Origin of the sequence: Nonomuraea sp. AD125B (assembly GCF_041402765.1) — a bacterium.
Classification (GTDB): Bacteria; Actinomycetota; Actinomycetes; order Streptosporangiales; family Streptosporangiaceae; genus Nonomuraea; species Nonomuraea bangladeshensis.
The window spans coordinates 1-15,452 of sequence record NZ_JBGLOU010000022.1 but is presented as its reverse complement, the minus strand read 5'-3'; the positions used below and the strand labels follow the sequence as shown (position 1 = coordinate 15,452).

General features: G+C 73.2%; 13 protein-coding genes. 6 read left to right on the top strand and 7 right to left on the bottom strand.

Annotated elements, in window-relative coordinates; translation table 11 throughout:
- Positions 1 to 4: 4 nt before the first annotated feature.
- From ACBR40_RS41090 to ACBR40_RS41070, 5 genes are read right to left on the bottom strand one after another with little or no spacing between them, the layout of a single operon-like run.
- Entirely contained in the window at positions 5 to 1,219 is a 1,215-nt protein-coding gene (locus ACBR40_RS41090) for an ABC transporter substrate-binding protein (RefSeq protein WP_371252314.1), read from the bottom strand.
- Between the two features lie 58 nt (positions 1,220 to 1,277).
- Positions 1,278 to 2,282: a branched-chain amino acid ABC transporter permease gene (locus tag ACBR40_RS41085; RefSeq protein ID WP_371252205.1), complete on the bottom strand. Its 1,005-nt coding sequence runs from the start codon at positions 2,280 to 2,282 to the stop codon at positions 1,278 to 1,280.
- Positions 2,279 to 3,160, bottom strand: a complete 882-nt coding sequence (locus tag ACBR40_RS41080; protein WP_371252204.1) for a branched-chain amino acid ABC transporter permease — start codon at positions 3,158 to 3,160, stop codon at positions 2,279 to 2,281. Before ACBR40_RS41080 ends, ACBR40_RS41085 begins: the two co-directional genes overlap by 4 nt.
- Before the next feature lie 2 nt (positions 3,161 to 3,162).
- Entirely contained in the window at positions 3,163 to 3,879 is a 717-nt protein-coding gene (locus ACBR40_RS41075) for an ABC transporter ATP-binding protein (RefSeq protein ID WP_371252203.1), read from the bottom strand.
- The gene (locus ACBR40_RS41070) at positions 3,876 to 4,634 is read right to left on the bottom strand and encodes an ABC transporter ATP-binding protein (RefSeq protein ID WP_371252202.1); all 759 of its coding nucleotides are present in this window, start codon (positions 4,632 to 4,634) and stop codon (positions 3,876 to 3,878) included. The genes ACBR40_RS41075 and ACBR40_RS41070 overlap by 4 nt, the downstream gene beginning before the upstream one ends.
- A gap of 179 nt (positions 4,635 to 4,813) precedes the next feature.
- Between ACBR40_RS41070 and ACBR40_RS41065 the strand changes: the two genes are divergently transcribed.
- The 4 genes from ACBR40_RS41065 (at position 4,814) to ACBR40_RS41050 (ending at position 8,956) form a co-directional block, all read left to right on the top strand.
- Positions 4,814 to 6,190, top strand: a complete 1,377-nt coding sequence (locus ACBR40_RS41065; protein WP_371252201.1) for a PucR family transcriptional regulator — start codon at positions 4,814 to 4,816, stop codon at positions 6,188 to 6,190.
- Positions 6,177 to 7,679: a long-chain fatty acid--CoA ligase gene (locus ACBR40_RS41060; RefSeq protein WP_371252200.1), complete on the top strand. Its 1,503-nt coding sequence runs from the start codon at positions 6,177 to 6,179 to the stop codon at positions 7,677 to 7,679. Before ACBR40_RS41065 ends, ACBR40_RS41060 begins: the two co-directional genes overlap by 14 nt.
- Positions 7,680 to 7,720: 41 nt before the next feature.
- Positions 7,721 to 8,362: a response regulator transcription factor gene (locus ACBR40_RS41055; RefSeq protein WP_350770241.1), complete on the top strand. Its 642-nt coding sequence runs from the start codon at positions 7,721 to 7,723 to the stop codon at positions 8,360 to 8,362.
- 174 nt (positions 8,363 to 8,536) lie between these two features.
- The gene (locus tag ACBR40_RS41050; protein WP_344213333.1) at positions 8,537 to 8,956 is read left to right on the top strand and encodes a pyridoxamine 5'-phosphate oxidase family protein; all 420 of its coding nucleotides are present in this window, start codon (positions 8,537 to 8,539) and stop codon (positions 8,954 to 8,956) included.
- Here ACBR40_RS41050 and ACBR40_RS41045 read toward each other — a convergent pair.
- Positions 8,934 to 10,622 carry a GAF domain-containing sensor histidine kinase gene (locus tag ACBR40_RS41045; protein WP_371252199.1) on the bottom strand — a complete coding sequence of 563 codons (1,689 nt, stop codon included), beginning with the start codon at positions 10,620 to 10,622 and terminating at the stop codon, positions 8,934 to 8,936. The two genes, ACBR40_RS41050 and ACBR40_RS41045, sit on opposite strands and share 23 nt — an antisense overlap.
- Before the next feature lie 201 nt (positions 10,623 to 10,823).
- Here ACBR40_RS41045 and ACBR40_RS41040 point away from each other — a divergent pair, with 201 nt between their 5' ends.
- On the top strand, positions 10,824 to 12,389 hold the full coding sequence (locus ACBR40_RS41040) for a cellulase family glycosylhydrolase (protein ID WP_371252198.1): 1,566 nt from the start codon (positions 10,824 to 10,826) through the stop codon (positions 12,387 to 12,389).
- Between the two features lie 4 nt (positions 12,390 to 12,393).
- Here the strand turns inward: ACBR40_RS41040 and ACBR40_RS41035 are convergent, their stop codons facing one another.
- Positions 12,394 to 14,871, bottom strand: coding sequence for a M28 family peptidase (locus tag ACBR40_RS41035; protein WP_371252197.1), 2,478 nt, complete (start codon positions 14,869 to 14,871; stop codon positions 12,394 to 12,396).
- A 170-nt stretch (positions 14,872 to 15,041) separates the two neighbouring features.
- On the opposite strand from ACBR40_RS41035, the gene ACBR40_RS41030 reads away from it, so the two are divergent.
- A partial coding sequence (locus tag ACBR40_RS41030) for a tetratricopeptide repeat protein (protein ID WP_371252196.1) occupies positions 15,042 to 15,452 on the top strand: 411 nt, incomplete at its 3' end.

Genomic DNA, 15,452 nt, shown 5'->3' with positions numbered 1-15,452 from the left:
GTCGTCAGCCGGTCAGCGGCCCGAACTCCTTGCGCGTGTCGATGACCTGCCCGAACAGCTCCCACCGCTGCCCCTTGAAGGTCATCAGCTGCATCGACTCGATCGGGAACGCGTCCCCCTGCCCGGTGCTGAGCGTCACGCCGGGCAGCAGCATGTCGATCTTGACGTCCCGCAGGTTGCGCACCGAGTCGCGCAGCCCTTCCCTGGTCGGGCACGTGGCCGCGTCCATCGCCTTGTGGAAGCTGCTGGCGACGGCCCAGCCGAAGGTCAGGTACGGGATGTTCGGGTCGGCTCCGGGGGCGTACTGCTTGACCTTCTGCTTGTAGAGCGTCATCTCCGCGTCGGTCGCCCAGGTCGGGTCGTTCGGGTCCTTGTAGTACGAGCTGGACACGACGCCCTGCACGTTGTCGAAGCCGACCGGCTTGAGCACGGTGATCGAGGCGGCGACGTTGTTGATGATGTGCAGCGGGTTCCAGCCGGTGTTCCTGACGTCGGCGGCCAGCGCCTGCGAGCCGAACTTCGGCGTGGTGACGTCGAGGAAGACGTCGGCCTTCGAGCCGGCCAGGTTGCGCATCTGGGGGTCGATGCTGGGATCGGTGACCTCGTAGCTCTGCTCGGCGACGATCGTGAGCTGAGTGCCCTCGATGGCCTTCTTGAAGCCGCCGAGCAGGTCCTTGCCGAAGTCGTCGTTCTGGTAGAGCACGGCGATCTTGGCCGACGGCTTCTCGGCCTTCAGGTACTGCGCGTAGACGCGGGCCTCGGAGACGTAGTTCGGCTGCCAGCCGATGGTCCACGGGTGCGCGGCGTCGGTGCCCCACTTGGACGCGCCGGTCGCCACGAAGACCTGCGGCACCTTGCGCTGGTTGGTGTAGTCCCAGGTGGCGGTGGTGGACGGGGTGCCGAGCGTCTGGAACAGGGCGAAGACCTGGTCCTGCTCCACCAGCCTGCGGGCCTCCTCGACGGCCTTCGGCGGCTGGTAGCCGTCGTCGCGGACGATGAACTCCACCTTCCGCCCGCCGATGCCGCCCTTCTCGGCGTTGACGTAGTCGAAGTACGCCTTGATGCCCTTGGGGATGTCCCCGTAGGCGGAGGCCGGGCCGGACAGCGGGTAGATGCCGCCCAGCTTGATGCTCTTGTCGGTGATGCCGGTCGTCTGCTGGCCCTGGCACCGGCCGGACGCGGCCGTCCCGGCGTCGCCGCCGCTCTCGCGCCCCCGCAGGCGCCGACGGCGACCAGGAGCAGCGCCGCGCAGCCGATCGCAGATACACGCATCCCTCTTACTCCTTCCGGGGGATTTTCCTGATCAGGCGGCCGGCCAGCCCGGCGAGGCCCGTGGGAGCCACGTACATCACCGCGATGATCAGCAGGCCGAAGATGACGCCCGGCGCGGCCTCGTTGAGGTCCTGCGCGATGCTGGGGACGAACATCACGAACAGCGCGCCGAGCACCGGCCCGGCCGTCGAGCCGAGCCCGCCGACGACCAGGCCGGCGAGCAGGGTGATCGACAGGTTGACGGTGAACGAGTCGGGCGAGACGAACCCGATCACCCACGTGTAGACGCAGCCGGCCACGCCGGCGAACATCGCGCTCCACGCGAAGGCCAGCGTCTTGTACGCCGACAGCCGCACCCCCATGACCTCGGCCGCGCCCTCGTCGTCGCGCAGCGCGTGCAGCGCCCGCCCCACCCGCGACCGCAGCATGCTGCCCACCAGCGCGAACGAGGCCACGGCGACCGCGAGGGCGAGGAAGTACAGCCACTGGTCCTCGGCGAGGCCGCTCCAGGCCGGCGGGCCGGGCTTGGGCAGCGTCAGCCCCATCGAGCCGCCGGTGACGTGCTCGAACCGCTTGAGCAGCGGCACCAGGAAGATCGCGATGGCCAGCGTGACGAGCGCCAGGTAGAGCCCGCGCAGCCGGACCGCGGGCACCCCGAATGCCAGCCCCAGCAGGAACGCCACGACCGCCGCGGCCGGCAGCGTCAGCGGGTACGGCAGGCCGGGCCCGTGCGTCAGGACCGCCGCCGTGTACGCGCCCACGGCGAAGAACGCCCCGTGCCCGAGCGAGATCTGCCCGGCGTGCCCGACGAGCAGGTTCAGCCCGAGCAGCGCGACCGCGTACACCAGGACCATCGTGAGCTGGAAGACGTGGAAGGGGACGAGCTGGAACGGCGCGTAGAGCGCGGCGGCCAGCAGCGCTGCCACCGCCGCCCGGCGCCGCACGACGGGGGTCCATCGGGGGCGGCGCGCGGGCCGCGTGTCCACGCCGGCGTCCTCGACCTGGGTCATGCGCGTTCCACCACCGCTCGGCCGAACAGCCCGCGTGGCCGTACCAGCAGGACGACGAGGATGATCGCCAGGGGCACCCCGATCTTGAGGTCGGAGCCGATGGCGGGCACGTAGGCGCCGGCCAGCGTCTCCGCCACGCCGACGATCACGCCGCCGGCCACCGCGCCGGCCGGGCTGTCGAACCCGCCGAGCGTGGCCGCCGCGAAGGCGTAGATGAGGACGCCGCCCATCATGTTGGGCTCCAGGAACAGCAGCGGCGCGACCAGCACGCCGGACACCGCGCCGACCGTGGCGGCGAGCCCCCAGCCGAGCGCGAGCGTACGGCCCACGCGGATGCCGACCAGGCGGGCCGAGTCGGGGTTCGCGGCCACGGCCCGCATGCCGAGCCCGATCTTGGTGTGCTGGAAGAGCAGGTACAGCAGGCCCATGACCAGCGCCACGACGCCGAGCACGCCCAGCGTCGAGAAGCCGACGCTCACCCCGCCGACCTCCAGCGCGCCGCGCGGGAACGGGTTCGGGAAGTCCTTGATGAGGAACGTCCAGATCCAGCCGGCGGCGGCGTTGACGAAGATGAACAGCCCGACGGTGACGATCACCAGGGTCAGCTCGGGCGCGCCCTCGACCGGCCTGATCACGATCCGCTCGATGAGCATCCCGCCCGCGAACGACACCGCCAGCGTGAGCGCCAGCGCCGCCCAGAACGGCAGCCCCGCCGCCATGGCCTGCCAGGCGACATAGGCGGAGAACATGGCCAGCTCGCCCTGGGCGAAGTTGACGATCCCGGTGAACTGGTAGATCAGCACCAGGGCGAGCGCCAGGCTGGCGTAGACCGCGCCCGCCCCGAGCCCTTCCACGACCTGCTGCAGGAACCCGGCCACGGCTACACCCGGTATCCGAGATAGGACTGGGCGACCTGCTCGTCCGCCCTGATCCGCTCGGCCGTGCCGGACAGCACGATGCGCCCGGTCTCCAGGACGTGCGCCTGCCGCGCGACGCCGAGCGCGAGGTGGGCGTTCTGCTCCACGACGACCACGGTGGTCCGCTCCTCTTGGTTGATGGCCTGGACGATGCGGAACAGCTCCCGGGTGACCAGCGGCGCGAGGCCCAGCGACGGCTCGTCGAGCAGGAGCACCTTGGGCCGCAGCATGAGCGCCCTGCCGAGCGCGAGCATCTGCTGCTCGCCGCCGCTGAGGCTGCCCGCGACCTGCCCGAGCCGGTCGCGCAGCGGCGGAAAGTAGGAGCAGACACGGTCGAGGTCCTCCTCAACGGCGCGCCCGCCGCGCCGGACGAACGCGCCGAGCCGCAGGTTCTCCTCGACCGTCAGCGGCATGAACGTGCCGCGCCCCTCGGGCACGTGCGCCACGCCCAGCCGGGCCACCGCGTCGGGCGGGCGGCCGGTCAGCGAGGTCCCGCCGAGCCTGATCACCCCGCGTGCTCTGACCATGCCGGACAGGGCGCGCAGCAGCGTGGTCTTGCCCGCGCCGTTGGGGCCGAGGATCGCGCAGATCTCGCCCTCGGCCACGCTGAGGTCCACGCCGTGCAGCACGCGCGCCTCGCCGTAGCCGGCGACCAGTCCCTCCACCACCAGGAAGCTCATACGGCCGTCCCCAGGTACGCCTCGATGACCCCGGGATCGCGCTGCACCTCGGCCGGCGACCCCTCGGCGATCTTGCGGCCGAAGTCCAGGCAGACGATCCGGCGACAGACGCTCATCACGAAGCCCATGTGGTGCTCGACCACGACCACGGTGAGGTCGTAGGCGTCCTTGAGCTCGCGGAGGGTGCAGGCGAACTCGGCCACCTCGGCCGCGTTCAGTCCGTTGACCGGCTCGTCGAGGAGCAGCAGCCGGGGGCGGGCGACCAGCGCGCGGGCCAGCTCGACCCGCTTGAGCGTGCCGAACGGCAGGCCGCTCGCCGGATGCTCGGCCACCCCGGTCAGGCCGAGCCGGTCGAGGACGGCGTCGGCGTCGCGGCGCAGCTCGCGCTCCTCGCGCCGCACGCCGGGCAGCCGGACCCCGGCCGTCAGGAAACCGGCGCGGCCCCGGTGGTGCGCGCCGGCCAGCACGTTGTCGCGGACGGACATGCGCGGGAACAGGCCGAGGTTCTGGAAGGTCCTGGCGATGCCGAGCCGTACGATCGCGTGCGGGGCCACCGCCCGCAGGTCCGTGCCCTCGTAGGCGATGACGCCCGAGTCGGCCTCGTAGCGGCGGGTCAGGCAGTTGAACAGCGTGGTCTTGCCGGCGCCGTTGGGCCCGATGAGCCCCACCATCTCGCCGCGCGCCACCGCGAAGCTCACGCCGTACAGCGCGGTGATGCCGCCGAAGCGGACGGTGAGATCGCGCACCTCCAGCATCCGGCCTCCTGGAGAACATTGTTCTGACGCGTGGGCTCAGCGTAGGATCCGCTCGTCAGGGGCCGCATTGGGCACGGTGACCCAAGATGTCCGCGGCATGTTGTCCGCGGAGCACAGCGACGGTCTCATCCCGGTCACGACCCGTTGACCGCCCGGCCACGGGCATGGATCATCCCGGCATGTCCGGTCGTTTCAGCACGGAAACGCTCACTGGCACCGAGGCCGTCCGCGCGCAGCGCGCGCGGATCCTCGCCGAGCTGCTGGACAACGTCCACGACCTGGCCGACGCCGGAGGGGCGGCGATCCGGGCCGAGGTGCCCACGTACGCGGCGCAGGGCGGCGACTTCCACGCCGACGTACGCGACCAGGTCCTGCGGCACTACCGCGCCAAGCTCGCGGTGCTGCTGGAGGAGCGGCCCGTGACGGCGGCCGACATCGCCTTCGTCCGGCGGGCCGCGATGCGCCGCGCCCGCGCCGGGGTGCCGCTCGCCGACTACATCAACGCCTACCGGATCGGCCAGCGCGTCTTCTGGGAGTCGCTGGTCGAGCGGGCCGGCCCGACGCCCGCCGGGCGGGAGGCGGCGCTGTCGCTGGCGGTCGCCCAGATGCGCTACTGCGACTTCGCGAGCACGCAGGCCGCGTACGCCTACATGGAGTTCCAGCAGTACGCCGCCGCCGAGTCCGTACGGGAGAGCCGCGGCCTGCTGGAGACGCTGCTGGCCGGCGGCACGCCCACGCGCGGCAGGGAACTGGCCGCCGCGCAGGCACACGGGCTCGCGCCGGACGCCCGCACGCCGCTGCTGGTCGTGGTCGCCATGCTGGTCGAGGCCCCCGCCACGGAGGCCGCCGGGCTCAACAGGGACGCCGAGGCCAGGCACGCGGCCTGCGCCGCCCTGGCGAGGACCGGCGGCAACGGGGCCCGCACGCTGTCGGTCGTGCGCCAGTCGGAGATCGTGGCGGTCCCCGTGCTCGGGCCCGGCGCGGAGGCCGGGGAGCTGTGCGACCGGCTGCAGGCGGTGGTCGGGAGCCTCGCCGGCGAGGGCATCCGGCTCGCCCTGGGGATCAGCACGCCGGTGGCCGGGCCTGCGCAGATCCCGCAGGCGTACCAGGAGGCGCGGGCGGTGCTGGACTTCGTGCCCGAGGAGGGCGGGGTCGCTGCGCTGCCCAGGATCACCCCGTTCCAGTATTTGGCGCTGCGGGCCGACGACACCGCCCGCCACCTGGTTGACCCGCGCATCACGGCGCTGCTGGAGGAGGACCGGGCGCGCGGCGGCGTGCTGACCGCGACGATCCGGGCGTTCGCCGCCGCCGACCTCAACCTGCGCACCGCCGCCGAACGCCTCCAGATCCACCCCAACACCGCGCAGTACCGGATGCGCCGCATCCAGGAGCGGACCGGGCGCAGCCTGCGCTCCATCAACGACCTCGTCGAGCTGCTCGTCGCGATCGCGCTGCAGGACGCGGTCCCCACCAACGACGGCCGGGAAAGACTGGCCGCCGTGACCGATGAGGGGCGGCGGCGCGCCGGCGTACGGTCCTCCCATGAACCTCGCTGACCGGCTCCACCACGCCGCCGCGCGGCTCGGCGGCCGAGCGGTTCTCACGCTGGACGGGGCGGCGCTGACCTACGGCGCGCTGGACGAGCTGAGCGCCCGCCTGGCCGGGCTGCTGCGCCGCCGCGGGATCGAGCGCGGCGACCGGGTCGCCGTCATGCTGCCGAACGTGCCCGAGTTCGGCGTCGTCTACTACGGGGTGCTGCGGGCCGGGGCCGTGGCGGTCCCGCTCGACCCGCTGCTGAAGCGCCGCGAGATCGCCGCCTACCTGGGCGACTGCGGGGCGCGGCTGCTGCTCGCCTGGCACGCCTTCGCCGAGACCGCCGAGGCGGGGACGGCGGGCACCGCCGCCGACTGCTTCTTCGTGGTGCCCGGCGAGCTGCCCCGGCTGCTGCGGGCCGTCCCTCCCGAGCGCGAGCCGGCCCGCACCCGCGCCGACGACACCGCCGTGCTCCACTACACCTCCGGCACCACCGGCCGGCCCAAGGGCGTCGAGCTCACCCACGCCAACCTGGCCGGCAACGCCGAGGCCGTGGCCCGCATGCACGCGCTCGGCGTGGACGACGTGGTGCTCGGCGCGCTGCCGCTCTACCACACCTACGGCCAGACCTGCTCGCTCAACGCCACCGTGCACGCGGGCGCGCGGCTGACGCTGCTGCCCCGCTTCGAGGCGGGCCGGGCGCTGGAGGTCATCAGGCGCGACGGGGTGACGGTGTTCCAGGGCGTGCCGACCATGTTCATCGCGCTGCTCGACCATCCCGGCGTGTCCGACCTGTCGATGCTGCGGGTGTGCACCTCGGGCGGGGCGGCGCTGCCGCTCGACGTGCTGCGGGCGTACGAGGCCCGCGTCGGCTGCCGCATCGTCGAGGGCTACGGGCTGAGCGAGACCTCGCCCGTCGCCGCCGCGAACCGGGGCGGTCCCGGCCGCCGCCCCGGCTCGATCGGCCGCCCGATCAGGGACGTGGAGATGAAGGTCGTCGGCGAGGACGGCCGCGAGCTGCCCCGGGGCGAGATCGGCGAGATCGTGGTACGCGGCCCCAACGTCATGAAGGGCTACTGGAACGACCCGGCCGCCACCGCCGAGGCGCTGCGCGACGGCTGGTTCCACACCGGCGACCTCGGCCGGGTGGACGACGACGGCTTCTTCTTCCTGGTGGGCCGCCGCCGCGACATCATCATCCGCGGCGGCTACACCGTCTACCCGCGCGAGGTCGAGGAGGTGCTGTACGAGCACCCGGCGGTGCGGCAGGCGGCCGTGCTCGGCGTGCCGCACCCGGAGCTGGGCGAGGAGGTCGCGGCCGTGGTCGCGGTGCGGGCGCCGGTGAGCGGGGAGGAGCTGCGCGGGTTCGTCCGCGAGCGGGTGGCGGCGTACAAGTATCCCCGGCACGTCACGTTCGTGGCCGAGCTGCCGACCAGCCCCACCGGCAAGATACTCAAGCGGGAGCTGGGCCAGCTCACGGCGGTGACCCCCGGCTCCCGATCCGGGACCTAGGTCCCTACCTGACAGGGCCGGTCGGCGGCTAGCGTGGAGTCATGATTCACGTGTTCCTTGTCGACGATCACGAAGTCGTGCGCAGAGGTGTGGCGGCCCTGCTCGACTCCGAGGACGACATCGAGGTCATCGGCGAGGCCGGCACCGCCGAGTCCGCGATCGCGCGCATCCCCGCGCTCAAGCCGGACGTCGCGGTGCTCGACGTCCGGCTGCCCGACGGCAACGGCGTCGACGTGTGCCGCGAGGTGCGCTCGCGGGTGCCGGGGCTCGCGTGCCTGATGCTGACGTCGTTCGCCGACGACGACGCGCTGTTCGACGCCGTGATGGCCGGCGCCTCCGGCTACGTGCTCAAGCAGATCCACGGCTCCGACCTGGTCGGCGCGGTGCGCACGGTCGCCTCCGGGCAGTCGCTGCTCGACCCGCAGACCACGGCGGCCATGCTGCAGCGGCTGCGCGAGCAGGCGGCCAGGAAGGACCCGCTCGCGGCGCTGTCGGAGCAGGAGCGGCACATCCTCGACCTCATCGGCGAGGGGCTGACCAACCGGCAGATCGGCGAGCGGCTGTTCCTGGCCGAGAAGACGGTCAAGAACTACGTCTCCAACCTGCTGTCCAAGCTCAACATGCAACGCCGCACCCAGGCCGCCGCCCTGGCCGCCCGGTTGCGCACCGAACGCCGCCCGTAGCGGCCCCGGCCCGGCCGCAAGCCCCAGACCCAAGCCGGCCCAGGCCCCAGCCCCAGACCGGCCCCCACCCCCCACCGAGCCCCAGCCCCCGCGTCCGGGTCCTGGCGGAACGGCGGGCATGAAGGGACTTTCGTCCCTAAGCGTCCGCCCCGTCCGGCGGCGATGCTGGCAGGCATGCGACTCGATTCGTCCGGACTCCAGGTGCTCACCGACGAGGAGTGCCTGCGCCTGCTCGCCTCGACGCCCATCGGGCGGATCGTCTTCACCGACCGGGCGCTGCCCGCGGTGCAGCCGGTCGCGTTCTGCCTCGACGGCGACGGCATCGTCATCCGCACCGGCGTCGGCTCCAAGCTGGCGGCGGCCACCCGGCGGGCGGTGGTCGCGTTCGAGGTGGACGACTACGACCCCGTGCTGCGTACGGGCTGGTCGGTGAGCGTCGTCGGGCACGCCAACGCTATCACCGACCCCGCCGAGACGGCCCGGCTGGCCGCGCTGCCGCTCGACCCGTGGGTGCCGGGCAGGCTCGACCACTACATCCGGGTCAGCCTGGAGCAGATCAGCGGACGCCGGATCACAGGGGGACACTCCACCTGATCGCGGTCCCGCCCTGCTCCCCCGGTCCGGCCGTGAACGACCCCCCGAGCCGCGTCGCCCGTTCCTCCAGGTTGCGCAGGCCGCTGCGCCGGCCGCCGGACGGCAGCCCCACGCCGTTGTCGCGGACCGACAGCGCGAGCAGGTCGCCCGTCACCTCCACCGCCACGTCGGCCCTGGTCGCCTTCGCGTGCCGGACCACGTTGGACAGCGCCTCGCGCAGGACGGCGAGCAGCTGCTCGGCGAGCTCGTCGGAGATCCTGGCGTCGAGCTGGCCCTCCATGCGCAGCCCCGGCATGAAGCCGAGGTGACCCCGCGCGCCCTCCACCAGCTCCACGATCTGGCCGCGCAGGCTCGGGGCCGCGCTCTCCCTGACGTTCTGGAGGGCGAAGATGGTCGAGCGGATCTGCCGGATGGTCTCGTCCAGCTCGTCGATCGCGTGCTGGAGCCGGCCGGACGCCTCGGGGTGCTCGACCAGCCGGACCGTGCTCATCAGCGTCATGGCCGTGGCGAACAGCCGCTGGATGACCACGTCGTGCAGGTCCTTCGCGATGCGGTCGCGGTCTTCGAGCAGGCTCAGCCGCTCGGCGTCGCGGCGGGTGTCGGCCAGCTCCAGCGCGATCGCCGCCTGCCCGCCGAACGCCTCCAGCGCCCGCACGTCGCCCGCGCTGAACGGCATGCGGCCGACGCACTTGGCGAGGGCCAGCACGCCGCGTACGGAGTCGCCCGCGCCGAGCGGCAGCAGCAGCTCGGGGCCGTAGCCGAGCTCGCGCAGCCGGGAGTCGGCGTCGAGCGGGTCGGGCGAGTGGAGCGGCCGCCCCTCGCGGAAGACCTCGCCGGCGGCCGTCCCGTCGAGCGCGTAGGACATCTCGGTCAGCTCGTCCTCGGCCGTGCCCTCGGCGAACTCGACCAGCAGCCGCTCGCCCGCCGGGTCGGGCAGCAGGATCCTGGCCAGGTCGGCGTCGGTCATCTGCCGGGCCCGCGCCGCCACCATGGTCAGCACCTCGCGGGTGCCGCCGCCGGACAGCAGCCGGGTGGTCACCTCGGTGGACGCCTCCAGCCACGCCTCGCGGCGACGCGACTCCTCGTAGAGCCGGGCGTTCTCGACGGCGACGCCGGCGGCCGTGGCCAGCGCGATCACGATGGCCTCGTCCTCCTCGTCGAACTCGCCGCCGCCGCGCTTCTCCGTCAGGTAGAGGTTGCCGAACACCTCGTCCCGGACCCGGATGGGCACGCCGAGGAAGGTGCCCATCGGCGGGTGGCCGGGCGGGAAGCCGTAGGACTCGGGGTGGTCGGAGATCCGGCCCAGCCGCAGCGGCCGGGCGTCCTTGATCAGCAGGCCGAGCAGGCCCAGCCCGTGGGGCCAGTGCTCGATGGCCGCGATCTCCTCGTCGCTCAGCCCCACCGGGATGAACTGCACGAGGGTCTGTTCCTGCCCGACCACGCCGAGCGCGCCGAAGCTGGCGTCCACCAGCTTGGTCGCGGTCTCCACGATGGTGCGCAGCACGGTCTCCAGATCGAGGTCGCTGCCCACGGACACGACCGCCTCCAGCAGGGCGTGCACGCGGTCGCGGGTGGCGAGCACGGCGTTGAGCCGTACTTGGAGCTCCGACAGCAGCTCGTCCAGCCGCATGTTCGGCATCAGGGGGCGATGCTCGTCATCCACCATGCGTTCAGTCTCGCACCCTGCGGGGCCGGTCGACCTCGCAGGTAGGGATGATCACGCCGGCCGGTGACGCCGTCGCCGCCGAGGTGAAAGTTTCACGCGTCCGCGCAGGTCAAGGCGGGTGTCGCGGGCATGCGCATTGACGGTCGGCGAGGACGGTGGCGAGCATGACGGCCGCGTTCCCCTCCTCGAAAGGGCACCCCCATGCACTTGTCCAAGGTGGCGACGTCCGCCCTGGCCGCGCTCGTGGCGGGCGCGGCGGTGACGGTCGCGCTGACCACGGCCGCTCCCGCCGGAGCGGCCGCCGGCACCGGCACCGGCTACCTCCGCACCAGCGGCAACAAGATCGTCGACAGTACGGGCGCGACCGTGCGCCTGACCGGCATCAACTGGTTCGGCATGGAGACCGACAACAAGACCTTCCACGGCCTGTGGTCGAGCAACCCGTGGAAGAGCCAGATCGACCTGATGGCCCGGCTCGGCTACAACACGCTGCGAGTGCCGTACTCGAACGACGCGCTGAAGCCCGGGGCCGCGGCCACCGGCGTCAACGACTACGTCAACCCCGACCTGGTCGGCCTGTCGCCGATGCAGATCCTCGACAAGGTCGTCGACTACGCGGGCACCAAGGGCATGCGGATCATCCTCGACCGCCACCGCCCGACCTCGGCCGGCCAGTCACCCCTCTGGTACGTCCCCGCCACCCCGGAGACCACCTGGATCAACGACTGGAAGGCCCTCGCCCAGCACTACGCGGGCAACCCCACGGTCATCGGCGCCGACCTGCACAACGAGCCGCACGCGCAGGGCACCAACCCGAACGCCACCGGCGCCTGCTGGGGCTGCGGCGACCAGTCCCGCGACTGGCGGCTCGCCGCCGAGCGGGCGGGGAACGCCGTCCTGTCCGTCAACCCCAACTGGCTGATCTTTGTCGAGGGCGTCAGCTGCCCGAGCGGCGGCGAGCCCAACGTCTGGGACGGCGACCCGAGCAACGACGAGGACTGCGGCTGGTGGGGCGGCAACCTGTCCAAGGCCGGCCAGTTCCCGGTGCGGCTGAACGTGGCCAACCGCCTGGTCTACTCCCCCCACGAGTACGCCACCTCGGTCTACCACCAGAGCTGGTTCGACGACCCCGCCTACCCGGCGAACATGCCCGCCATCTGGGACAAGTACTGGGGCTACCTCTACAAGCAGAACATCGCACCGATCATGCTGGGCGAGTTCGGCACCACGCTGGCCTCGAACGTCGACAAGATCTGGCTCCAGGAGCTCATGAAGTACATGGGCACCGGGGTCAACGGGATGTCGTTCACGTACTGGTCGTGGAACCCGAACTCCGGTGACACCGGCGGCATCGTCAACGACGACTGGACCACCATCAACCAGGCCAAGCAGGACATCCTGCAGCCGTACCTGATCCCGCCGGTCGGCGGCCCCACGAGCTCGCCGTCGGGCACGCCGACCGAGGTGCCGCCCGGCGAGTGCACCGTCGCCTACCGGCAGGTGAACTCCTGGCAGGGCGGCTTCCAGGGCGAGGTCACCGTCAAGAACACCGGCTCCTCGCCCATCAACGGCTGGAGCGCCACCTGGACGTACCCGTCGGGCGTGACGCTGGTCAACGGATGGAACGCGGTCGTCAGCCAGTCCGGCACGACGTGGACGGCGAAGGGGCCCGACTACGCCCGTACGCTCGCGCCCGGCGCGTCCGTGGTGGTCGGCTTCACCGCCAACGGACCGGCGGGCGCCCCGCAGAACGCCGCCTGCTCCTGACCGGTCAGACAGTGTAGGTACGGGTGATCGCGATCAGCTCGCCGTCCTCCCGGGTGGCCGCCACCAGCTCCGGTGGCCTGGGCACGAAGCCGGGCACGGCGGCCAGGCCGTCCGTCTCGGCGATCGCGGTGATCCGTACCTTGTCGGCGCCCTGGACGCGCAGGGTGATCCGGGCCCCCGCGTCCGGCAGGCCGCGGAAGCGGACCTCGCCCGGCCAGGTGTTGGCCCGCGTCCCGGCGACGCGCACGGTCACCGGGGCCGTCCCGGCGGTGACCGCCGTCGCCTCGGTGATCGGGCGCTCGATCCTGAGCGTGAGCGAACGGGCGGCCCGGCCCGCGCTCACGCGCAGCTCGACGCGGTCGCCGTCGCGGCGCAGCACGGTCAGGCGGGGCCCGGCGGCCCGGTCCAGGGTGGGGGCGGGGCCGGTCCACAGCGTGGTGCCGCGCGCGTAGCCGGGGGGCAGCGGCGTGCGGTCGCGGCCGGTGACGTACCTCCTGGTCCAGGCCGGCGGCTCCGGGTCGGCGCTGACCCAGCGCGCGACGCCGGTGCCGGCGTCCATGACGTACGCCAGGTGGGTGCGGGCGGGGTTGCGGGCGTCGAACCGGTCACCGGCCAGGCCGGCGGCGACCAGCACGGGAACGAGCAAGGCGACGAGCGCGAGACCGAGAGCGCCCACCGGCGCCCCGGCCAGTCCCCCGGCACGCGCGCCCGCCTCGGGCCGGCCCAGCCCCCGGGCACGCGCATCAGCTCCGGGCCGGCCCAGCCCCCGGGCACGCGCATCAGCTCCGGGCCGGCCCAGCCCCCGAGCACGGGCATCACCCTCGGGCCGGCCCAGCCCTCGGGCCCGTGCGCGGGCGCTCGGTCCGGGCAGGGACAGCTCGGCGACGGGCAGGAGCAGGAGTCCGAGCAGCGCCGTCACCAGCGCCGCCGCGCCGCCGAGCGCCAGCCCCATCCCGTCGAAGACGTTCTTGGCCAGCCCGGACAGCAGCATCGCGGCCGGCACCGCGCCGAGCGTCAGCGCCGCCGCCGCGACGAGCGGCCGACCCACCGAGAGCGCCACGAGACCGCCGACGGCGCAGCCCAGCGCGGGCAGCGCGAACACGAACGACGCCCCAGGCGCGACGGCGGCGCACAGCACGCCGAACGCCGCCGCCCAGGCGAGTCCGCCGACCGCGAGCGCGGCCGGGCCCAGCCGCCGTCGCAGGAGCAGGTACCAGCCGAGCACCACGAGCGCGGTCTGCGCCACCACGGCCGCGCGGAAGGCGTCCGGCCGGTGCAGCAGCCCGCCCATCCCGTCGTACGCGGGCCGCCAGGCCACCAGCAGCTCCCACAACCCTTGCGCCAGCAGCGCGGACACCACGAGCGGCACGAGCCCCGACACCGCCGCCACGACCAGCCGCGGCACGCTGAGCAGCCGCCTGCGCCGGGCCACGACCGCGAGCCCCGCGACGGCCGCGGCGGCGAGCCCCGCGAGCGGCCACACCAGCGCGTCCGGATAGGTGATCAGGACGCCGAAGAGACGGAAGTAGGTGGCGTCGTGGTCGGTGCGCAACGCGGGCAGGTCGGCCGCGCCGAGCGCGCGGGTCAGCGCCAGCATGGTGGAGCCGTGGTGCTGCAGGCTGCCCGGGTCCAGGTTGGCGAGGGAGTCGCCGGCCGTGTGGTAGTGCGAGGAGCGCTGGATGTAGGCGAAGTTCAGCCCCGCGAAGCCGGCCGCCGTGAGCGGGGTGAAGTCGGTGTTGTTGGGCAGCAGCCGGTACACCGCCGCCATCGTGGAGTCGCCGCGCGGGCGTGGCGCGGCGGCGGCGTACGCCTCCACCAGCCCGGCGCTGCCCCGCGAGGTCTCGAACATCAGCGACGGTCCTGAGACGCCTCTCGCCTCCCAGTTCAGCAGCACGCCTCCGGCCCGGCCGAGCGGGTGCTCCCTGACGAACGCCTCGGCGCCGAGCACGCCGTCCTCCTCGCCGTCGGTCATGAGCAGCATGAGGTCGTTGCGGAGCGGCGCGTCGCCGAGCGCCCGTACGGTCTCCAGCATGGCGGCCACGGCGGCGGCGTCGTCGGAGACCCCGGGGCCCATCGCCGCCGAGTCGTAGTGGGCGGCGACCACGACCGTGCCCGTCGGGTCGTGGCCACGCCGGGTGGCGACGATGTTGTGCACCAGCCCGAACGAGGCGAGCCCGGTGGAGGCGTTCGCGCCCACGGCCCGCTGCACCTCGACATCAAGCCCGGCCGCGCGCAACTGGGCCACCAGGTAGTTCCTGGCCCGTTCGGCCGCCGCGCCGCCGATGGGGCGCGGTTCGGTGGCGAAGCGCTCCAGATGGGTACGGGCCCGCGCGGCGCTGAACTCGCCGGACGCGGCGGAGGCGGGCAGTGGCTGCATCGTGCTGTCGGTCATCGCGGCCAGCAGGACGGCGCACGCCAGCACCAGTGCCGCGCCGAGGCCCGCCACGGCCCGGCGCGGGACGTCGATCAACTTTCCGATCATGTCCGGGGACGCTACGGACTGGGCCCCTGCCGCCGGAATGATGCGGATGCCCGGATCTACCTGTGGTTTTCCTCAGGCTCGCGGGAAGCGGACACGCCGCTCCGATCGACTTCGATAGCCTGCCTAGTCCCGTACAGAAGTGATGTTCTGCGACAGAAGGGACCGGGACTGTGCTCGAAGACGCCGGCCTCCAGGCGCTCCGGGAGGCGGCGCGCCTGTCCCCGGACAACCTCCCGCTCCGGCGGCACCTCGGCGAGCAACTGCTGGCCAAGGGGCACCTCGCCGATGCCGAGACGGAGCTCCGGGCCGCGCTCATGCTCGCTCCCCGGGACCCGGACGTGACGGCTTCGCTCGCGGAGACGTTCGTGCGGCGGGGCTCGTACGGCGAGGCGCTGACGGCGCTGGAGCCGTTCCTCGCGACGCCCGGCTACCCGCCGCGCCTCGGCGTCGTCGCGGCCCGCGCGTTGCTCGGCGAGGGCGACTTCGGCCGCGCCGCCTACCGCTACTACGACGCCGTCACCCGCGACCCGTCCTCCGCCGACCCGGAGGTCGCCACCGCCCTCGCCCTCCCCGCCGCACCC

What these genes read in the sequence shown, in the direction of transcription:
- ACBR40_RS41065 (WP_371252201.1), top strand. Translation starts at nt 4,814, where the DNA reads ATGTCCGGTCGTTTCAGCACGGAAACGCTCACTGGCACCGAGGCCGTC.
- ACBR40_RS41085 (WP_371252205.1), bottom strand. Translation starts at nt 2,282, where the DNA reads ATGACCCAGGTCGAGGACGCCGGCGTGGACACGCGGCCCGCGCGCCGC.
- ACBR40_RS41050 (WP_344213333.1), top strand. Translation starts at nt 8,537, where the DNA reads ATGCGACTCGATTCGTCCGGACTCCAGGTGCTCACCGACGAGGAGTGC.
- ACBR40_RS41060 (WP_371252200.1), top strand. Translation starts at nt 6,177, where the DNA reads ATGAACCTCGCTGACCGGCTCCACCACGCCGCCGCGCGGCTCGGCGGC.
- ACBR40_RS41055 (WP_350770241.1), top strand. Translation starts at nt 7,721, where the DNA reads ATGATTCACGTGTTCCTTGTCGACGATCACGAAGTCGTGCGCAGAGGT.
- ACBR40_RS41035 (WP_371252197.1), bottom strand. Translation starts at nt 14,871, where the DNA reads ATGATCGGAAAGTTGATCGACGTCCCGCGCCGGGCCGTGGCGGGCCTC.
- ACBR40_RS41075 (WP_371252203.1), bottom strand. Translation starts at nt 3,879, where the DNA reads ATGAGCTTCCTGGTGGTGGAGGGACTGGTCGCCGGCTACGGCGAGGCG.
- ACBR40_RS41040 (WP_371252198.1), top strand. Translation starts at nt 10,824, where the DNA reads ATGCACTTGTCCAAGGTGGCGACGTCCGCCCTGGCCGCGCTCGTGGCG.
- ACBR40_RS41045 (WP_371252199.1), bottom strand. Translation starts at nt 10,622, where the DNA reads ATGGTGGATGACGAGCATCGCCCCCTGATGCCGAACATGCGGCTGGAC.
- ACBR40_RS41070 (WP_371252202.1), bottom strand. Translation starts at nt 4,634, where the DNA reads ATGCTGGAGGTGCGCGATCTCACCGTCCGCTTCGGCGGCATCACCGCG.